The organism is Pedococcus sp. 5OH_020, assembly GCF_027812955.1.
Classification (GTDB): domain Bacteria; phylum Actinomycetota; class Actinomycetes; order Actinomycetales; family Dermatophilaceae; genus Pedococcus.
This window is the reverse complement of the sequence record NZ_JAPYZV010000011.1, coordinates 55036-71401: the sequence shown is the minus strand read 5'-3', so window position 1 is coordinate 71401 and position 16366 is coordinate 55036. Positions and strand designations below refer to the sequence as shown.

Genomic DNA, 16366 nt, shown 5'->3' with positions numbered 1-16366 from the left:
GCGTCGTCAGTGAGCCGGCTCGAGAGCGGGAGTGCCCTCCGGCTCCTCCTCCGGCGCCGTGTCCACCGTGTCGAGGTCACGGTCGGTGCGCGCCAGGCGGCTCGGCCACCACATCCGCCCGCGGACGTCGAGGTTCAGCGCGGTCACCAGGACCGAGCGGACCACAAGCGTGTCGAGGAGGACGCCGAGCGCGACGGCGATCCCGATCTCGGCGAAGGTCACCACGGGAAGGGTGCCGAGGACGGCAAACGTGCCGGCGAGCACCAGCCCGGCCGAGGTGATGACGCCCCCCGTGGCGCCGAGGCCGAGCAGGGCGCCACGGCGGGTGCCGATCTCCTTGGCCTCCTCGTGGACCCGGGTCATGAGGAAGATGTTGTAGTCGATGCCGAGAGCGACGAGGAAGACGAACACGAACAGCGGCAGCGAGGAGTCCGCGCCGGCGAAGCCGAGAACCTGCCGGAAGAGCAACGCCGACAAACCCATCGCCGCGCCATAGGACAGCACCACGGTGCCGACGAGGATCAGCGGGGCCGTGACGGCACGGAGCAGCAGCACGAGGATCAGTAGCACGACGCCGAGGATGAGCGGGATGATCCGGACGTTGTCGTCGGCGGACGCGCGGAGTGTGTCGGCCCGCGTGGCGGTGTCCCCACCGGCAATCGCGTCAGCTGCGGGGACGCCTGCGACGGCGGCGCGGATGCGGTCGACGGTCGCCGTGGCGGCGTCGGAGTCGGGGGCATCCGTGAGCGTCGCCTGGATGAGCGACCGCGCCCCCTTGGTGACCGGCTGAGCGACGGTGGACACGCCCGGGACCGACTCCAGCCGACTCTTGACGGCGTCGGCCTGGCGGGCGTTGGCGAGCACCATGACCGGCGAGCCGGACCCCGCCGGGAAGTGCCTCGCAAGCACCTGCTCCCCCACGACGGACTCCGGTGTGCCGTAGTAGGCGTCCTTGTTCTGCAGCCCGACGGCGTTGAGCTGGAGGATCCCCAGGGAGGCGACCGCCAGCAGGAGCGAGGTGACGACCCAGGTGCGTCGCGGGGCGCGCGCGATCCGGCGACCGACGCGCGCCCACACGCCGTCGCGGGTGTGGTCGACGGAGCCGTACGTGGGCCGCACCGGCCAGAAGATCCAGCGGCCGCAGACCACGAGCAGTGCGGGCAGCAAAGTCAGCATCACCAGCAGACCCACGGCGATCCCGATGGCGGCGACCGGACCTAGGCCCTTGGTCGAGTTCATCGTGGCAACGAGCAGGCACAGCATGCCGGCGATGACGGTGGCGCCCGAGGCGAGGATGGCCGGCCCGGCGCGGTGCAGCGCGAACGCCATGGCCTCGTGGCGGTTCTCGTGACGGCGGAGCTCCTCCCGGTAGCGGGCGACGAGCAGCAGGGCGTAGTCGGTGCCCGCGCCGAAAACGATGACGGTGAGGATGCCGGAGCTCTGGGCGTTGACGGTGAGAGTGTCGCCCTTGGCCAGGAAGTAGATGACCGCCTGGGCGACGAACAGAGCGGTGCCGGCCGAGACCACCGGGATGAGCCACAGGACCGGGCTTCGGTAGGTCAGCAGGAGGATGACGATCACGACCCCCATGGCGGAGTACAGCAGCTTGCCGTCGATGCCCGAGAACGCCTCGGAGGAGTCGGCGGCATACCCGACCGGACCGGTGATGTGCATGGAGAGGCCGTCCGGATGCTCGTTGCCGATCTGGCGCAGGTCATCTACGGTGGCGCCGAGCGTGTCCCAGCCGCCGTCTCCGGCATCCACCGGAATGACGACCTGAAGGGCCTTGCCGTCCTTGGCCGGGATCGGTCCCACGGTCTCGCTCTTGACCGGCGCGAGCGCGTTGAACTTCGCCACCTGCGCGGCCACGGCCTGTTGGTCTTGTGGCGTGATGCCGGCTGCGCGCTCGTAGACGATCACGGCCGGGAACTCGTTCTTGCTCTGGAACGCCTCGATCTGTCTGACGACCTGCGTCGACTGCGCGTCTTGCGGGAGCCAGGCGACCGCCTCGTTGTTGAGGACCCCAGTCAGCTTCCCCGCCGGGCCCACAGCGGCGGCCAACACGACGAGCCAGAAGCCGAGCACGAACCACTTCGTCACCTTGGAGGACGGGAACCAGGCGAACCGCCCGACGTCGTCCATGCGTGTCTGCGTCATCGTCCGTGCCTCTCACCGTGGGGCTGCGGCGCACCCCGCACGGCGCCATCCCGACCAAGGTAGAGATCGGTCGGTGGGGACCACAACAGGTTCCGGGCCGATTGCTGGTCGGTTCAGGGGGCGTTCAGGGGGAACCCTGACAGCCAGCGTGGAGGTCCTGGCGGTGCGAGGTCGGTCCGGCGCCGCGGTCCTCGCTGCTTGGAGCGACGCGAAGCTGGCCATCCTGTCGGTGAGCGGTGACAGGATGGCCGCATGTCCGGCGAGGAGACGCCTCAGGAGCTGGCCGGCCAGCCGGTGATCTCATTCGCCACTGTGCCCGACTGCGAGGCGTGGTTCGCCGAGCACCACGCCGACCACCGCGGCTTCTGGCTCAAGATTGGGAAGAAGGGCGCGGCGCAGACGGTCAGCTACTTCGAAGCGCTCGACGTCGCTCTCTGCCACGGCTGGATCGACGGGCAGAAGCGGGGATACGACGAGACCTATTGGCTGCAGCGCTTCACCCCCCGCGGGCCGCGCAGCAAATGGTCGCAGATCAACCGGGACAAGGCCGAGGCGCTGATCAAGGCCGGTCGCATGCACCCGGCAGGGCAGGCGCAGGTCGACGCGGCGAAGGCGGACGGCCGCTGGGCGGCGGCCTACGCCGGCCAAAAGAGTGCGACCGTCCCCGACGACCTGGCTGCAGCGCTCGCGGCCGACCCGCAGGCCAAGGCGTTCTTCGAGACACTCGGAGGCGCGAACCGCTATGCGATCCTGTACCGCATCCACGATGCGAAGAAGCCGGAGACCCGGGCCGCGCGCATCGCGAGGTTCGTCGAGATGTGCCACAACCACGAGACCGTTCACTGACTCGTGGCGGGCCTCGGCGATCTGTCGGATCGCCTGGTGCGAGACCGCCCACGGATGCTCATGAAGTCCCGGCGTCGCCCGACGCTGGCCAGCAACAGGCCGAGGGGGACGACGGCCTACCTTCACGGGTGTCGCGCCGCGGGACGTCTGGACTCCGGCAAACCGATAGGCGCCTCCCGGCCTCGACGCCGCGGAGGGACACACGTCGTCCATGCGCGCATCACGGCCAAAGCCGACGTTCCGCGAGGGACAGTGGACCTGCCCGGGACGCTGTCATAGCGTGCGTGCCCATGACTGAGGGACCCCGTAAGCAGGGGCTGCACGGCGTCGGTGAGAGTCAGCAGATCTACTGGGAGGAGTGGGGATCTCCCCATGGGGTCCCGGCGCTCTATGTGCACGGCGGCCCCGGTGGTGGCCTGGGAACCAGTCTCTACCGCAACCGTTTCGACCTGACTGCCACACGGGTAGTGGGCTTCGAGCAGCGGGGCTGTGGCCGCTCCACGCCGCACGCGTCTGATCCGTCGACCTCTCTTGTCACAAATACGACGGCCCACCTCATCCAGGACATGGAGCACCTGCGCGAACATCTTGGCATCGATGCGTGGATCCTTGACGGAGTGTCGTGGGGGTCGACGCTGGCGCTCGCCTACGCGCAGGCTCACCCGGAGCGTGTCCTCGGTCTCGTGCTGTTCGCAGTGACTACGACCAGCCGCCGCGAGGTCGACTGGATCACCGAAGGCGTCGGCGACATATTTCCCGAGGCATGGGAGCGCTTCGCCTGCCACGCTGAGCAGTCCGGAATCGGATACAAGCGAGGGAAGGGGCGGCTGGTCGAGGCATATGCCCGCCTCATGGAATCGCCGGAACCAGCGGTCCGTGAGGCGGCGTCCCAGGAGTGGGCCCTGTGGGAAGACACTCACATCTCGATCGGCGCCGGAGGCTTCCAGCGAGACACCCGGTGGCTCGAAGACCGCTTCAGGCTGGCCTTCACACGTCTCACCGCGCACTACTGGGCCCACGACGGCTTCTGCGAACCGCCCATCCTCGAACGCATGGAGCGCCTGCACGGCATCCCGGGCATCCTCCTTCACGGTCGACGCGACATCTCCTCGCCGACCATCACTGCTTGGCAGCTTTCCCGCAGCTGGCCCGAGTCGAACCTCATCGTCGATGAGGGCGACGGTCACGGCGGCCCCGCGATGATCGGGCGCTGGCGTGAGGCGAACGACGAGCTGGCCACCCGTGCGAGCTCATAGAGGCCATGGCGCACACGACGACACCGCAGGCAGCGCCCTGCGAGTCTGCCGCTCCCGCGGCGCAATGACGCGGTGAGCGGCGACCTCTCCTCAATGCCCAGTGCATCTCGGAACCGACATGAGAGATCGCAATGGCGGACTCGTAGGCGAGGATGGTGGCGTGCATGATGACGTGCTCGCGGACTTCCCGTACCTGTGGGACGCGGTCTGCCAGCGCTACGGCCTCCGCGGTCGCTCGACCGCCACGCGCCTCACAGGCGGGTACGCCAACGACGTGTTGAGAGTCGATCAGGACGGCCACGCGCCTGTTGTGCTGCACATCAAGCGTCCGCCGAGCAGCGCCGCCAGCATGGACTGGGAGCACCGTCTTGTCCGAGCGGTGAGCACTGAGCTACCGGAGGCCTTAGCCCCGCGGCCCGCGCTCGACGGGTCGACCTGGTTCTGGCACAACAACCGTCCGGTATGGCTCGTGCCATGGGCCGACGGCGTGCCGGCCGCACACGCAGACCGGCACGCCGTCGCCGTGGAAGTGGGTCGCCTGCACTCCTGCGGGGTTCGGGTCTCGAAGCGGCCGGACCATCGACGGCTGTTGCAACTCCCGCTACCCGCGGTCGGCCCATACCCCTCCGAGTTCGACGCTTGGCAACCACTGATACATCACGAACGCGGCAAACTCGGCCGCCTCGTCGAGTGGATCGACCGGGACCGCCGCCCAATGACGGGCCTGACCCACAACGACATCTTCGCGGGTAACGTGCTTGTCCGCGGTGGGCGAGTGAGCGCGGTCTTGGACTGGGAGGAAGCAGAGCTCGACTGGCTGGTTTGGGACCTCGCCAGTGCCATGCTGTCGTTCTGTTCGTCCCAGGGCGGCGAGCTCAACCGGGACGTGATGAACGACTTCGTCCGGGCCTACCGCGCTGCCGGCGGCCCGGTCCCGCCCGAGGAGGACGACCTGCTCGTCCCCTTGGCCCGCACTCGGCTTCTGCTAGAGGTGCTCCGTGCACCCTATGACCGCCACCCGCAGTGGGACCGGCAGCTGGCCAGCCTCCGCGCCTTCACGATCTTGAGTGGCACGGCAGGGTAAACGCGCCAGCCACACGGACCCCTTCAGCGGGCCCCCGATAAGCCAGTGGTGCCTGAATAGGGCGACGACTCGCCCTTGGCGCAGCCCGTATGGCTGGTCTGCCACGGCGGACATCGCCCGCGCGCCAGCTACCACGGCCTGTGCTGCGACACGGTCAGGGTCGCCTTACGTCCAACGAAACCCGGACCGTGGTCGCACCGACAGTCTGGCCCGGCCTGTCCTTGGCCCAGGTAGGCGGCGGTGTGACGGACCGCTGTCTCGGCTGAAAGCCTCCTGCGCAACGGATTTCGTGCGTGTGCGACGCCTGTCGTCCCACGATGCGAGAGGTATATCCTACTTGTTTGGTAGGTAACTACTGAACCACTACGTTCGACGTAGGTCATGAGCTCCAGTGCCAAGCCCCGGCTCGCTGGACGGCAACCCTCCCACTCGCGGTTGGGTGCTCCGGGTGAGGACCCGGCGTCAGTCGAGCGACTGACGCAAGCGCGAGGCTCTCGAGCCTCAACTCGAGGACGGGATCCGATGAGCGACAACGAATCCAGGCAGGCAGCTGATCGCTCCTGTCGACCGGTCCTGCGCAGGCACGTCGACCTGCTCAGGGTCTCCAGCGCGCTCTGTCGTCGCTGACGCGTCTCCTCGCCCTCTCCTCGCCGCAACCGCGCCCTGACTCCTCGGTGTAGCGAAACCCTTCTCTGCCTCACGGCTCTGCGCCTTCGCGCCGGGCCGGAGATGCCCTGTGCCCGAAAGGAACCGCCATGGCTGTCATTGCCACGATCTCCAGCAGCCCCTCCCTCTCGTCCAAGACCGATGCAGTTCTCTCCGACATCGCCCGGCAGCTCCAACGCGCCGGCCACGTCGTCGTGCCGATCGTGCTGCGGGACCTGCCCGCAGCGCCCCTCCTGCGTGGCGACGCGCACGACCCCGACGTTGCCCGGGCCGTGGCCACCCTGGACGCCGCCGACGCCGTGGTCGTCTCAACGCCCGTCTACAAGGCGGCCTACGGCGGGCTGCTCAAGACCTTCCTGGACCTGCTGCCGCAGTTCGCGCTTCGCGGCAAGGTGGTCCTCCCCGTGGCCACCGGTGGCACGCCAGCCCATGTGCTCGTCGTCGACTACGCACTCCGGCCGGTGCTCGCAAGCCTCGCGCCCAGCAGCATCACCCCGGGGTGGTTCGTGCTGGCCGAGCACGTGACCCTCCTCGAGGGCGGTGAGGTGCTGCTCGACGAGGCCGCCCAGCGACCGCTGCGCGAGGTCACAGCTGGCTTCCTCGACACCGTCGCCGGCCGGTCCCTGGTCGCCGCCAGCGCTGCTCGTCGCGAGGCGGTGGCCTGATGCGCACCCTCCTTCGCCACCCACAGCGTTCATTCAACCCAAGTGGTTCCCTCACCCCACGTCGCTCACTCGCGTCGAGCCCGGCCATAGTGACTTCCCTCGTCGCTGCACTACCCCTGGTCCTCGTCGGCGGCTGCTCGCTCCCGTCGAGCGGGGCGAGCACGTCCGGCCGGGACAAGGGCCCGGTGACACTGCGTTATCAGGGCAACGCCAACTCCGTCTCGCTTCCCGAGCTGGCGGCCGACCTCGGCTACTTCCCGACGATCAGGCTCACTTGGGTCGGCAACACCACCAGTGGCCCCCAGGACATCCAGTCCGCGGCAACCCGTCAGACCGACTTCGGTGGCGCCTTCTCAGGTGCGGTCGTCAAGCTGATCGCGGCCGGAGCCCCGGTCAAGGCAGTCGTGAACTACTACGGCGAGGATGCCAAGTCCTTCAACGGGTTCTATGTCAAGGACGACAGCCCGATTCGAGGCGCTCGCGACCTCATAGGCAAGAAGATCGCCGTCAACACCCTCGGCGCGCACGCCGAGGCCGTCATCGACACCTACCTGCAGAAGAACGGGCTGAGCCCGGCGGAGATCAAGCAGGTGCAGCTCGTCCCTCTGCCCCCGAACGACACCGAGCTGGCTGTCCGTCGCGGTCAGGTGGACGTCGGCACCCTGTCGGGAGTCCTGCAGGACCACGCCATCGCCACCGGAGGGCTGAGGTCACTGTTCAGTGACTACCAGCTGTTCGGCGCCTTCAACGGCGGTCAGTACGTCCTGCGGGACGACTTCATCGCCCAGCACCCGGCCGCCGCCAAAGAGTTCGTCACGGGAGTGGCCAAGGCGATCGAGTGGGAGCGAACCAGCCCACGCGAGGAGGTCATCGCGCGCTTCACCGCCATCATCGACGAGCGGGGCCGCAACGAGAAGACCGACAACCTCAAGTACTGGAAGAGCGTCGGGATCCCCAGCAAGGGCGGTGTCATCAGCGACCAGGACTTCACCCGCTGGGAGCCCTGGCTCGTGCAGAGCGGGATCGTCAAGCAGGGCGCGCTCAACCCCGGCGAGCTGTACACCAACAGGTTCAATGCACTCGCGGCCGGGGCTGCGTCATGAGCGGTCACGACGGCGCCCACATCGAGCTGTCGCATGTGACCAAGCAGTTCGCCCTGCGGGCCACGAAGGACCAGCCGCAGAACCGCACGCTGGTCGCCCTGCATGACCTTTCGCTGCAGGTGCCGCGCGGTGAGTTCCTCACGCTGGTCGGACCGAGCGGGTCGGGCAAGACGACGCTGCTCGACCTGCTTGGTGGCCTGACCCGGCCCACGAGCGGCAGGGTCCTCGTGGACGGTGCGGAGGTGGCTGGCCCGGGGCTGGACCGCGGCATCGTGTTCCAGCAGTATGCCCTGTTTCCCTGGCGCACCACTCTTGCCAACGTCACCTTCGGTCTCGAGCAGGGCGGTCTGAGCCGTCGGGAGCGCAGCGAACGCGCCCGCGACAACCTGGCCCTCGTCGGGCTCGAGGGGTTCGAGGACCGCTACCCGCACGAGCTCTCGGGCGGGATGAAGCAGCGCGTGGCCATCGCCCGCAGCCTCGCCTACCAACCCGGGATCCTGCTGATGGATGAACCGTTCGCGGCCCTCGACGCGCAGACCCGGGAGCAGCTGCAGGAAGAGCTGCTGCGGATCTGGCGAGCCACCGACACCACGGTCGTCTTCATCACCCATGGCATCGAGGAAGCGGTCTACCTCGGCCAGCGGGTGGCCGTCCTGAGCTCGCGGCCCGGGCAGCTCAAGGCACTGGTCGACATCGACCTCGGCGAACGCGAGGCCACCACAGACCTGCGGTCCGACCCGCGCTTCGTCCACTACCGGCACGAGGTCTGGACCCTCCTGCACGACGAGGTCCGCAGGGCGCAGGACGCCGGTCACCTCAAGATCCAGCCCGACGGCACAGAGAAGGCAGCCTGATGAGCACAGCAACCCTCGACACAGCAGGCGACCTCGCGGGATCGGGGGGTCTGGACTCCCAGGATCTCGGCGCCTCAGCCGGGCCGACCCTCACCGGGGCGGTGACCCCGCGGCATACCAGAGCTCGTCGCGTCACGCGGGGCATCGGGCGGCTGGCCCGGCGGTCGGCGGCCGTCGTGCTGTTCCTGCTGCTGTGGGAGTACGGCACGCAGCACCTGCTGGACCCGGCCCGCAAGGTGTTCCTCCCACCGCTGCACGAGGTACTTCAGGCCTGGTGGGGCCTGGTCCAGAGCGGCCAGCTCCAGCAGCACGTGGCCGCGAGCCTGAGCCGTTCCGCGATCGGGTTCAGCTTCGCCGTCGTCGCCGGCATCGGCCTGGGACTCGTGGTGGCCTGGTACGACGGGCTGCGCGAGTTCCTCACCCCGCTGCTGGAGGCCTTCCGCAACACCGCCGCCCTCGCGCTGCTGCCGGTCTTCGTCCTGCTGCTCGGCATCGGGGAGACCAGCAAGATCGCGATCGTCGCCTACGCGAGCTTCTTCCCGGTGCTGCTCAACACGATCGCCGGCGTCCGGACCGTGGACCCACTCTTGGTCAGGGCGGCGCGCTCCCTGGGACTCGGGAGCCTGAGGCTGTTCCAGAAGGTCGTGCTGCCCTCGGCGGTGCCCACCATCTTCACAGGCGTCCGGATGGCCGGCACGGCCTCGATCCTCGTCCTCATCGCCGCCGAGATGGTGGGCGCCAAGGCCGGACTGGGCTACCTGATCGTGAACGCCCAGAGCAGCTTCCAGATCCCGGACATGTATGCCGGGATCCTGACCGTCTCCCTGTTCGGACTCCTGGTCAACACCGTGCTCGTCCGGCTCGAGCGGCACTTCTCCCGCTGGCGCGGCGCCCACTCGGCCCGCTGACCATCGCCACAAGAACCCTTGGAAGGAAACACGATCCATGTCTTCAACTCCCACGTCGGCGGCGCCCAGAGCGCTCCATCTCAACGCCTTCATCCTGTCCACCGGGCACCACGAGGCAGCCTGGCGTCACCCTGACGTCGAACCGGCCCGGGCCCTCACCCTCCAGCACTATGTCGACATCGCCCGGACGGCCGAGCGCGGCCTGCTCGACTCGGTCTTCTTCGCCGACGGCGTCGCCCTGCACGGCAACGTGAAGCACAACACGCACAGCGCGTTCGAACCGCTCACCCTGCTGTCGGCCCTGGCCGCCTCGACGACCCACGTGGGGCTCATCGCCACGGCGTCGACGACCTACAACCACCCGTACACGCTGGCTCGTGCGTTCGCCTCGCTCGACCACCTCAGCGGCGGACGGGCCGGGTGGAACATCGTCACCAGCGCCGGGCAGGACGAGGCCGGAAACTTCGGCCTGAAGAGTCGCCCGGACCACGAGGCGCGGTATGCGCGGGCAACCGAGTTCGTCCAGCTCGCCCAGGCGCTGTGGGACTCCTTCGACGACGAGGCCGTCATCGCGGACAAGGCGTCCGGCATCTACGCCGACACCAACCTGATCGCCCCGATCAACCACAAGGGCGAGCACTTCGAAGTCCGCGGCCCGCTCAACATCCGCCGGCCCGTCCAGGGCTACCCGCTGCTCGTGCAGGCCGGGTCCAGCGAGTCGGGCAAGGAGTACGCAGCCCGGTTCGCCGAGGCCGTCTTCACCGCACAGCAGACCTTGGAGGAGGCGCAGGAGTTCTACGCCGACCTCAAGGCCCGCCTCGCCGCGCACGGTCGTCGACCCCAGGATCTGCTCGTGCTCCCCGGCATCAGCCCCATCATCGGCAGGACCGAGGAAGAGGCGAAGGCGAAGGCGGCCGAGCTCAACGGCCTGATCAACCCGGCGTACGGCCTAGCGCAGCTTTCGACCATGCTCGACCACGAGCTGACCGAAGCCGACCTCGACGGGCCGCTACCCCCCGTGGCGGCGGGCACCGAAGGCAACCAGAGCCGCAAGCAGCTCGTGCTCGACCTGTCCGCCCGCGAGGGCCTCACGGTCCGCCAGCTCATCGAGCGGCTGGCCGGCGGGCGCGGTCACCGAGTGTTCGCCGGCACCGCCGTCCAGGTGGCCGACCAGATCCAAGGGTGGTTCGAGGAGGGCGCGGCGGACGGCTTCAACATCATGCCGCCGACACTTCCGGCTGGGCTCGACGACTTCGTCGAGCAGGTCGTCCCTGAGCTGCAGCGGCGCGGGCTGTTCCGCACCGAGTACACGAGTAGCACGCTGCGGGAGCACTACGGGCTGGCCCGCCCGGCCAACCCCAACCTCAGTCGGCAGCACCAAAGGCAACATCGCCAGACCGACCAGGACCAGACCGGTCGGGACCACACCGACCGGGACCATACCGAGCAGGGTCAGACCGAGCAGGACCTCACGACGAAGGAGAACGCCGCATGACCGCCATCGCCACCGACCGGGATGTCCGCAAGATCACCGGACGCATCGGCGCCGAGATCGTCGGCGTCGACATCACCGCCGACCTGGACGCGGACACGGTCGAGTTCCTCAACCAGGCGCTCTTGGAGCACAAGGCGCTCGTCTTCCGCCGCGCCCCGCTCACCGACGAGCAGCAGGAGCGGTTCGCCGCCCACTTCGGCCCTCTCACGACAGCCCATCCGACCGTCGCTTCCGCGCCAGGTGCACCCCGAATCCTGCCCGTGGACAGCGAGAAGGGCATCGCCAACCACTGGCACACCGACGTCACCTTCGTGCAGTCCCCGCCGAAAGCCACGACGCTGTCCAGCAAGGTCGTTCCACCGCACGGTGGCGAGACGCTGATCGCCAACACCGGCGCGGCATACCGAGAGCTGCCCGAGCCGCTGCGGCTTCTCGCCGACTCGCTCTGGGCGATCCACACCAACGACTACGACTACGCCAAGCCCGAGGAGGCCCTCGACGACCAGGCGAAGGACAACCGCAGGGAGTTCACCTCCATCGCCTACCGGACGGCCCACCCCGTCGTGCGCGTGCACCCAGAGACTGGGGAGAAGGGGCTCTACCTCGGCGGCTTCGCCCAGCGACTGGTCGGGCTGTCCGCCTCGGAGAGCCGCGACCTGATCCGGCTCTTCCAGTCCTACATCACCCGGCCGGAGAACATCGTGCGCGTCGCGTGGGAACCCGACCAGCTCGTCATCTTCGACAACCGGATCACCCAGCACTACGCCATCGACAACTACGACCACCTGCCACGCCGCCTTCACCGGGTGACCGTCGCGGGCGACGTGCCGGTGAGTCTCATTGGCGAGAAGAGCAGAGTCATCGAAGGGGACGCATCGCACTACACAGCGGCGCAGTGAGCGACATGCCGGTCGCAGGTCGTGCGACTCCTCACCGTTGGCTCCCCCGGGCGAGGGGCTCCTCACCAGACGCGGACCTTGAGGGTCACGCTGACACTGCCTGAGTGGTCCGTGTGGGCGGGGAGGTACCAGCGGTACGAGCTATAGCCGCGGGTGGTGGGCTTGATGGTGGCCGACGCCGTGCTCGAGCTGCCCAGCGTGCGGGTCGTCAAGGTCACCCACCGGGTGCCGCTCCAGCGCTGCAGTGACACCACCCGTCCTGCATGGTTCGGCGAGACGGAGATGGTCAACGACACGGTTCCGCCGAGACCCAAGGAGGTCCGGCTCGCCGTGATGCTCGTCACCGGGGCAACGGACACGGTCCGAGCGACGCTGTACGAACCCCCGGTCGTGCCACTCCCGGCATACCCCACGCGGTAGCGCGTGTTGACAGTCGGCTTGGCGGTCAAGGCAAAGGTCCCTGTCGAGGAGGTCGTGGTCGAGGCGACCCTCGACCAGGTCGTCGCACCCAGCTTCTGGGCGTACAGGTTGACCGCACGACCGGTCAGGACCTTGCCGGAGAGAGTGAGAGCTCCTGAGGCGCGCACTGAGGAGCCGTACCGGATGGTCGACGGCACGATGAGCGACGCGGCCGTCTGGGTGGTGGTGAGCGCTGTCGGCAACGAGACGTTGCCCAGCGCGTCGAAGGACCGGACGTTGTAGGTATAGCGACGACCCGCGACCAGGCCCGTCGAGCTCGCCGTCACACCGGTCCCGGAGTAGAGCGTCACACCGGTCCCGGTGGTCAGGTCAGTGCGGGCCACGACGACCTTGGCGAAGTCGAAGGCCGACGGGTTCGTCCACCGCAGCGTGGCGGTGTCGTATGCCGGTGTGCTGGCTAGAGCGGTCACCCGGGGTGGAGCGGTGGAGTCGCCCACCAGGACGCCCTGCGCCGCGCCGGCAGTGCCACTACCCGCGCCGTTGTTGCCGTACACGGCGATGGACCAGCTCTGGCGTCCCGGGAGGTCTCCGAAGCTGACGTGGGTCGTGGTCCCGGGCAGACGCACGGTCCGGAGCACGAGCCCGTCCCCGGAGGTGGCCGTGGCGACCCACTCGGTCACCGGGTTCGACCACGGGCTCGTGCGCCACGTGGCATCGACAGTGTTGTCGTGCGGCGTCGTCACCGTGAGGTCGCTCGGCGGCGAGGGCCGCCCATTGGACGCGGCCCCTCCGTGCACCCCGACGAGCACCTTCTCACCGTGGTTGCCGTTGAGGTCGTAGATGTTCAGGAACAGGTCGTACTCGTCACCTGAGTCCGGCAGGCTGATCGACTTCGCGATGCTGCTCGCTGAGGTCATCAGCGTCCCCAAGCGGAGCGAAGGTGCGGTCGGCTGACCGCTCGGACGCAGGGAGTAGGAGAAGCTGCTCAGGTCGACGTAGTCAGGCTTGGGCAGTCGCACGGTGACGTTCGTGGGTCCGTCTGCGGTCCAGGTGACCGGCTCGGGGACGCTCGGCGTCCCGTTGCTGTCCGGGAGGGTGGTGACGGTGACTTCGGAGGGGTCGGAGAGGTTGTCGTTGACGTCCTTGGCCCGCACGCGGACGGTCCGCGTGGCGTCGCCCTTGATACGCCAGGCGCACGACGCCTTGTCGGCACCGAGGCTCGGACAGGCAGTAGTGGCGCCCGTCGCCGGGTCTACGAGCTCGGCCACGGCGACGGCAAGGTCGGCATCCGAGGGGTTCGTCCAGCGAGCGGTGACGCTGTAGCTGCCGCCTTCCGCGGTGAGCCCCGTCACGGCTCCGGGGGGCGTCGCGTCGAGCAGGGTACGGAAGGTGCGCGTCACAGGAACCGACACGTTGCCGACCCGATCCTGAGTCCAGATCGAGATGGTGTAGGTCGAGCCCATCGCCAGGTTGCCCGGCCGGAGCTCGGTCGTGGTGAAGAATGACGCGTCACCCGGAAGCGCGGCAGGGGTGTCGCCGGGAGCGATCGTGAAGGCCACGCCGCGGTAGTCGTCGTCCGTGGGTGGCGTGAACGTCACGACGGCGGAACGGAACGCGGGGCTGACGGACACGTCGGTCACGACGCCGGGCGGGTCGAAGTCGAGGCGAGCCACCGTGCTCCAGCGGCTGTAGTTGCCCCGGAAGTCGAGCGAGAAGACGCTGAGACCGTAGTCCTGGCCACGGACCGGGTTCGGCACACTGACGTCGTGGAGCCCAGTGCCGGGCCCCACGTCCAGACCAACGCCCTGGACCGGCGTCAGGGGCGGGGTCGTCCCGACCGAGTACAGCACCACCGTGTGGTCGAAGTCGATGGCCGTGTCATCCCACCAGGCGCTGGGGTCCTGGTAGGTGAGCCGGACCTGCTCGTGGTCGGTGTAGAGCCTGCGGTCCGTGGGCAGGGGTGGCGGCGTCGTGTCCGGTGCCGCGGCCGCGGTCGCGACCGAGCCAGGTGTCCACGAGATTGCTGCGGTGTTGGGTCCGGCATCCACGGCGTAGCTCTCGAAGACCGCGAAGGTCCACTGCTCACCCGGCACGAGCAGCGTGCCGCCGATCTGGAAGACGGTCGCGGACGCCCCAGCGAACTCGCCGTCCCATAGGTCGCGCGGTGGCTGTGACCCTCGCTTGGCGCGAACGATGTATCCATAGGGCTGGAAGGGGTCCATGCCGCCCAGGGTCACCCGGCCCTCACCGGGCGTCGCGGTGATCTGCGGGGCTGCCGCCTCCGGCACGCCGGCGCCGTCGGTGACCCGCACCACGGTGGCGCCGCTGGTGACCAGCACGTCACCCGATTCGTCAGCCTGCGCCTGCCGGCCGAGGTCGTACATGGCACGCAGAGCCCCGAGGCCACCACCGGGATGGAGCACCATCGCCGCGGTGTCGGGCGCGTGCAGGCGGCCGGTCCAGATGCCGTCGCGGGCCCGCAGGGCGCTCGTGGGATGCCCACCCGTGAGCAGTGTGTCGATGCTTCCGCCGAGGCCCACCCGACGAAGCCCGTCGTTCGCGACCAGCAGGGAGGAGCCGTCGAGGCCCAGGTCGGTCGGTGGGGCGGCGAAGCCCGCCAACGACACGGCTGCGGTGCCGTCGGGCTGCGTGACGACGACTCGCGCATCCGCAGCATCCGCGATGGCCAGTCGGCCGTCGGGGAGTACCTCGACATCCGAAGCCGTCGCCGAGATGGGAAGAACCAGCGCGGGTCCGCTGACCGGCACGCGCACGACGCGTCCTGCATCGTTGACGACGTATGCCGTCCCGTCTGGTGCGGCGGCGACCTTGCCCCGCGTCGTCAGCGGAGGGAGCGTGACGCGGGTGTGCAGTCGACCGTCGGCATCCACCTCGCGGACCATGCCGCTCGCGGTAGCGAACACCAGGCGCGTGTCGTCGATCGGTGCGGCGCCACGGAGGCTGCCGGTGAAGCCCTCAGCAGCCAGGACACCGTCCGGCGACCAGTTCTGGGCCGGGTCGACACCGAGGAGCCGGGAGGAGCTGGTCGGCGTGAGGCGCACGACCTGGTCGCCGATGTCAGGTCGCAGGACTGCGACCGTGGCGCCCTCCCGGCTGTCGACAGGACCGGCGTAGGCGCCGCGCGACGTCACGCTGACCACGCCACCGATCGGGAAGGTGCCGACCATCTGGTACTCCCTCGACGAGACCGTCAAGGTGTTGCCGTCAAGGCTGATGCGTCCGACCGATGCCATCGAGGTGTTCGTGGCCGGCTGCCCACCGGACTTGAGGCCGTCGGACGGGGAGCCGGTGCCGGCGACCCTCTCCCCGACCCCTGACTCGCTTACCCTGTAGATGCCATCGCGCTGCTCGGCGTGGTCCAGGACATAGGCCGTGGTCCCGTCAGCAGTGACCACGATGTCGCTGATGCGCATGGCCGTCGTGCCTGGAACGACCGAGGAGCTGCCGTCCGGAAGGATGCGCTCGACGAAGTTGGAGCCGGCAACCCAGACGACGCCGTCAGCGCCCACAGCTATGGCGTTGTCAGGGTCCTGGCTCTGGGTCAGGAGCCGGCTCCGGGCTCCCAATGCGTCGAGACGGTCGACACCCCACCGTGTGAGGAGGTAGGTCGTGCCGTCGTGCACGGCCACGTCGAGGGCCCCGTGCTGCAGATCCGGGTCGAACGTCTCGACCACGGTGACGTGATCGCGCACCGGGTCCACCCGCAGCAGGTCATCGCTGTTGACCACCAGCACCGACCCGTCCGGGGCCAGCGTCAGGCGCTCGACATACCCTGCTTGGGCGCGTGACGCGGGCCCCGACCACCCGGGCCCGCCGCCGACAACCACGTTGGACGACCCGGTCGACGCCGGGGTGCCGTCGCCGGGAGCCGCCGCAGCGGATGCACCGGGGAGAACGAGCACCGCGGCAAGGAGGGCGGGCACGAGCGCCATCGTCGTGGTAGCGCGGCGCACCGGTCCTCCAGAGATGTGTGGAATGAGCGGGTTGAGGCT

At 68.9% G+C, this 16366-nt stretch carries 11 protein-coding genes and 1 riboswitch; of the genes, 9 read left to right on the top strand and 2 right to left on the bottom strand.

The annotated features are described in order from the left end of the window. Positions 1-6: 6 nt before the first annotated feature. Positions 7-2157, bottom strand: a complete 2151-nt coding sequence (locus PHA84_RS18105) for an MMPL family transporter (RefSeq protein ID WP_270889543.1) — start codon at positions 2155-2157, stop codon at positions 7-9. 252 nt (positions 2158-2409) lie between these two features. Between PHA84_RS18105 and PHA84_RS18100 the strand changes: the two genes are divergently transcribed. From PHA84_RS18100 to PHA84_RS18060, 9 genes are all read left to right on the top strand, one after another. Further along, the gene (locus PHA84_RS18100) at positions 2410-3003 is read left to right on the top strand and encodes a YdeI/OmpD-associated family protein (RefSeq protein WP_270889542.1); all 594 of its coding nucleotides are present in this window, start codon (positions 2410-2412) and stop codon (positions 3001-3003) included. A 290-nt stretch (positions 3004-3293) separates the two neighbouring features. Continuing rightward, entirely contained in the window at positions 3294-4259 is a 966-nt protein-coding gene (locus tag PHA84_RS18095) for an alpha/beta fold hydrolase (protein ID WP_270889541.1), read from the top strand. Between the two features lie 160 nt (positions 4260-4419). Next, a complete protein-coding gene (locus tag PHA84_RS18090; protein WP_270889540.1) occupies positions 4420-5343 on the top strand; it encodes a phosphotransferase enzyme family protein in 924 nt (307 codons plus the stop codon). Between the two features lie 377 nt (positions 5344-5720). Beyond that, positions 5721-5835: riboswitch (SAM riboswitch) on the top strand. A gap of 263 nt (positions 5836-6098) precedes the next feature. Then, positions 6099-6674: an NADPH-dependent FMN reductase gene (gene ssuE / locus PHA84_RS18085; RefSeq protein ID WP_270889539.1), complete on the top strand. Its 576-nt coding sequence runs from the start codon at positions 6099-6101 to the stop codon at positions 6672-6674. Positions 6675-6763: 89 nt separating this feature from the next. After that, positions 6764-7777 carry an ABC transporter substrate-binding protein gene (locus PHA84_RS18080; RefSeq protein ID WP_333742375.1) on the top strand — a complete coding sequence of 338 codons (1014 nt, stop codon included), beginning with the start codon at positions 6764-6766 and terminating at the stop codon, positions 7775-7777. Next, a complete protein-coding gene (locus PHA84_RS18075) occupies positions 7774-8631 on the top strand; it encodes an ABC transporter ATP-binding protein (protein WP_270889538.1) in 858 nt (285 codons plus the stop codon). Before PHA84_RS18080 ends, PHA84_RS18075 begins: the two co-directional genes overlap by 4 nt. Then, entirely contained in the window at positions 8631-9539 is a 909-nt protein-coding gene (locus PHA84_RS18070) for an ABC transporter permease (protein ID WP_270889537.1), read from the top strand. Before PHA84_RS18075 ends, PHA84_RS18070 begins: the two co-directional genes overlap by 1 nt. 37 nt (positions 9540-9576) lie before the next feature. Next, positions 9577-11034: an LLM class flavin-dependent oxidoreductase gene (locus PHA84_RS18065; protein WP_270889536.1), complete on the top strand. Its 1458-nt coding sequence runs from the start codon at positions 9577-9579 to the stop codon at positions 11032-11034. Beyond that, the gene (locus PHA84_RS18060; protein WP_270889535.1) at positions 11031-11933 is read left to right on the top strand and encodes a TauD/TfdA dioxygenase family protein; all 903 of its coding nucleotides are present in this window, start codon (positions 11031-11033) and stop codon (positions 11931-11933) included. Before PHA84_RS18065 ends, PHA84_RS18060 begins: the two co-directional genes overlap by 4 nt. Before the next feature lie 62 nt (positions 11934-11995). Here PHA84_RS18060 and PHA84_RS18055 read toward each other — a convergent pair whose 3' ends face one another. Further along, complete coding sequence (locus PHA84_RS18055; protein WP_270889534.1) at positions 11996-16327, bottom strand: hypothetical protein; 4332 nt, start codon at positions 16325-16327, stop codon at positions 11996-11998. Between the last annotated feature and the right edge of the window lie 39 nt (positions 16328-16366).

Excerpts from the sequence above, each read along its gene's own strand:
- ssuE (WP_270889539.1), top strand. The coding sequence starts at position 6,099 with ATGGCTGTCATTGCCACGATCTCCAGCAGCCCCTCCCTCTCGTCCAAG.
- PHA84_RS18065 (WP_270889536.1), top strand. The coding sequence starts at position 9,577 with ATGTCTTCAACTCCCACGTCGGCGGCGCCCAGAGCGCTCCATCTCAAC.
- PHA84_RS18105 (WP_270889543.1), bottom strand. The coding sequence starts at position 2,157 with ATGACGCAGACACGCATGGACGACGTCGGGCGGTTCGCCTGGTTCCCG.
- PHA84_RS18070 (WP_270889537.1), top strand. The coding sequence starts at position 8,631 with ATGAGCACAGCAACCCTCGACACAGCAGGCGACCTCGCGGGATCGGGG.
- PHA84_RS18095 (WP_270889541.1), top strand. The coding sequence starts at position 3,294 with ATGACTGAGGGACCCCGTAAGCAGGGGCTGCACGGCGTCGGTGAGAGT.
- PHA84_RS18060 (WP_270889535.1), top strand. The coding sequence starts at position 11,031 with ATGACCGCCATCGCCACCGACCGGGATGTCCGCAAGATCACCGGACGC.
- PHA84_RS18075 (WP_270889538.1), top strand. The coding sequence starts at position 7,774 with ATGAGCGGTCACGACGGCGCCCACATCGAGCTGTCGCATGTGACCAAG.
- PHA84_RS18100 (WP_270889542.1), top strand. The coding sequence starts at position 2,410 with ATGTCCGGCGAGGAGACGCCTCAGGAGCTGGCCGGCCAGCCGGTGATC.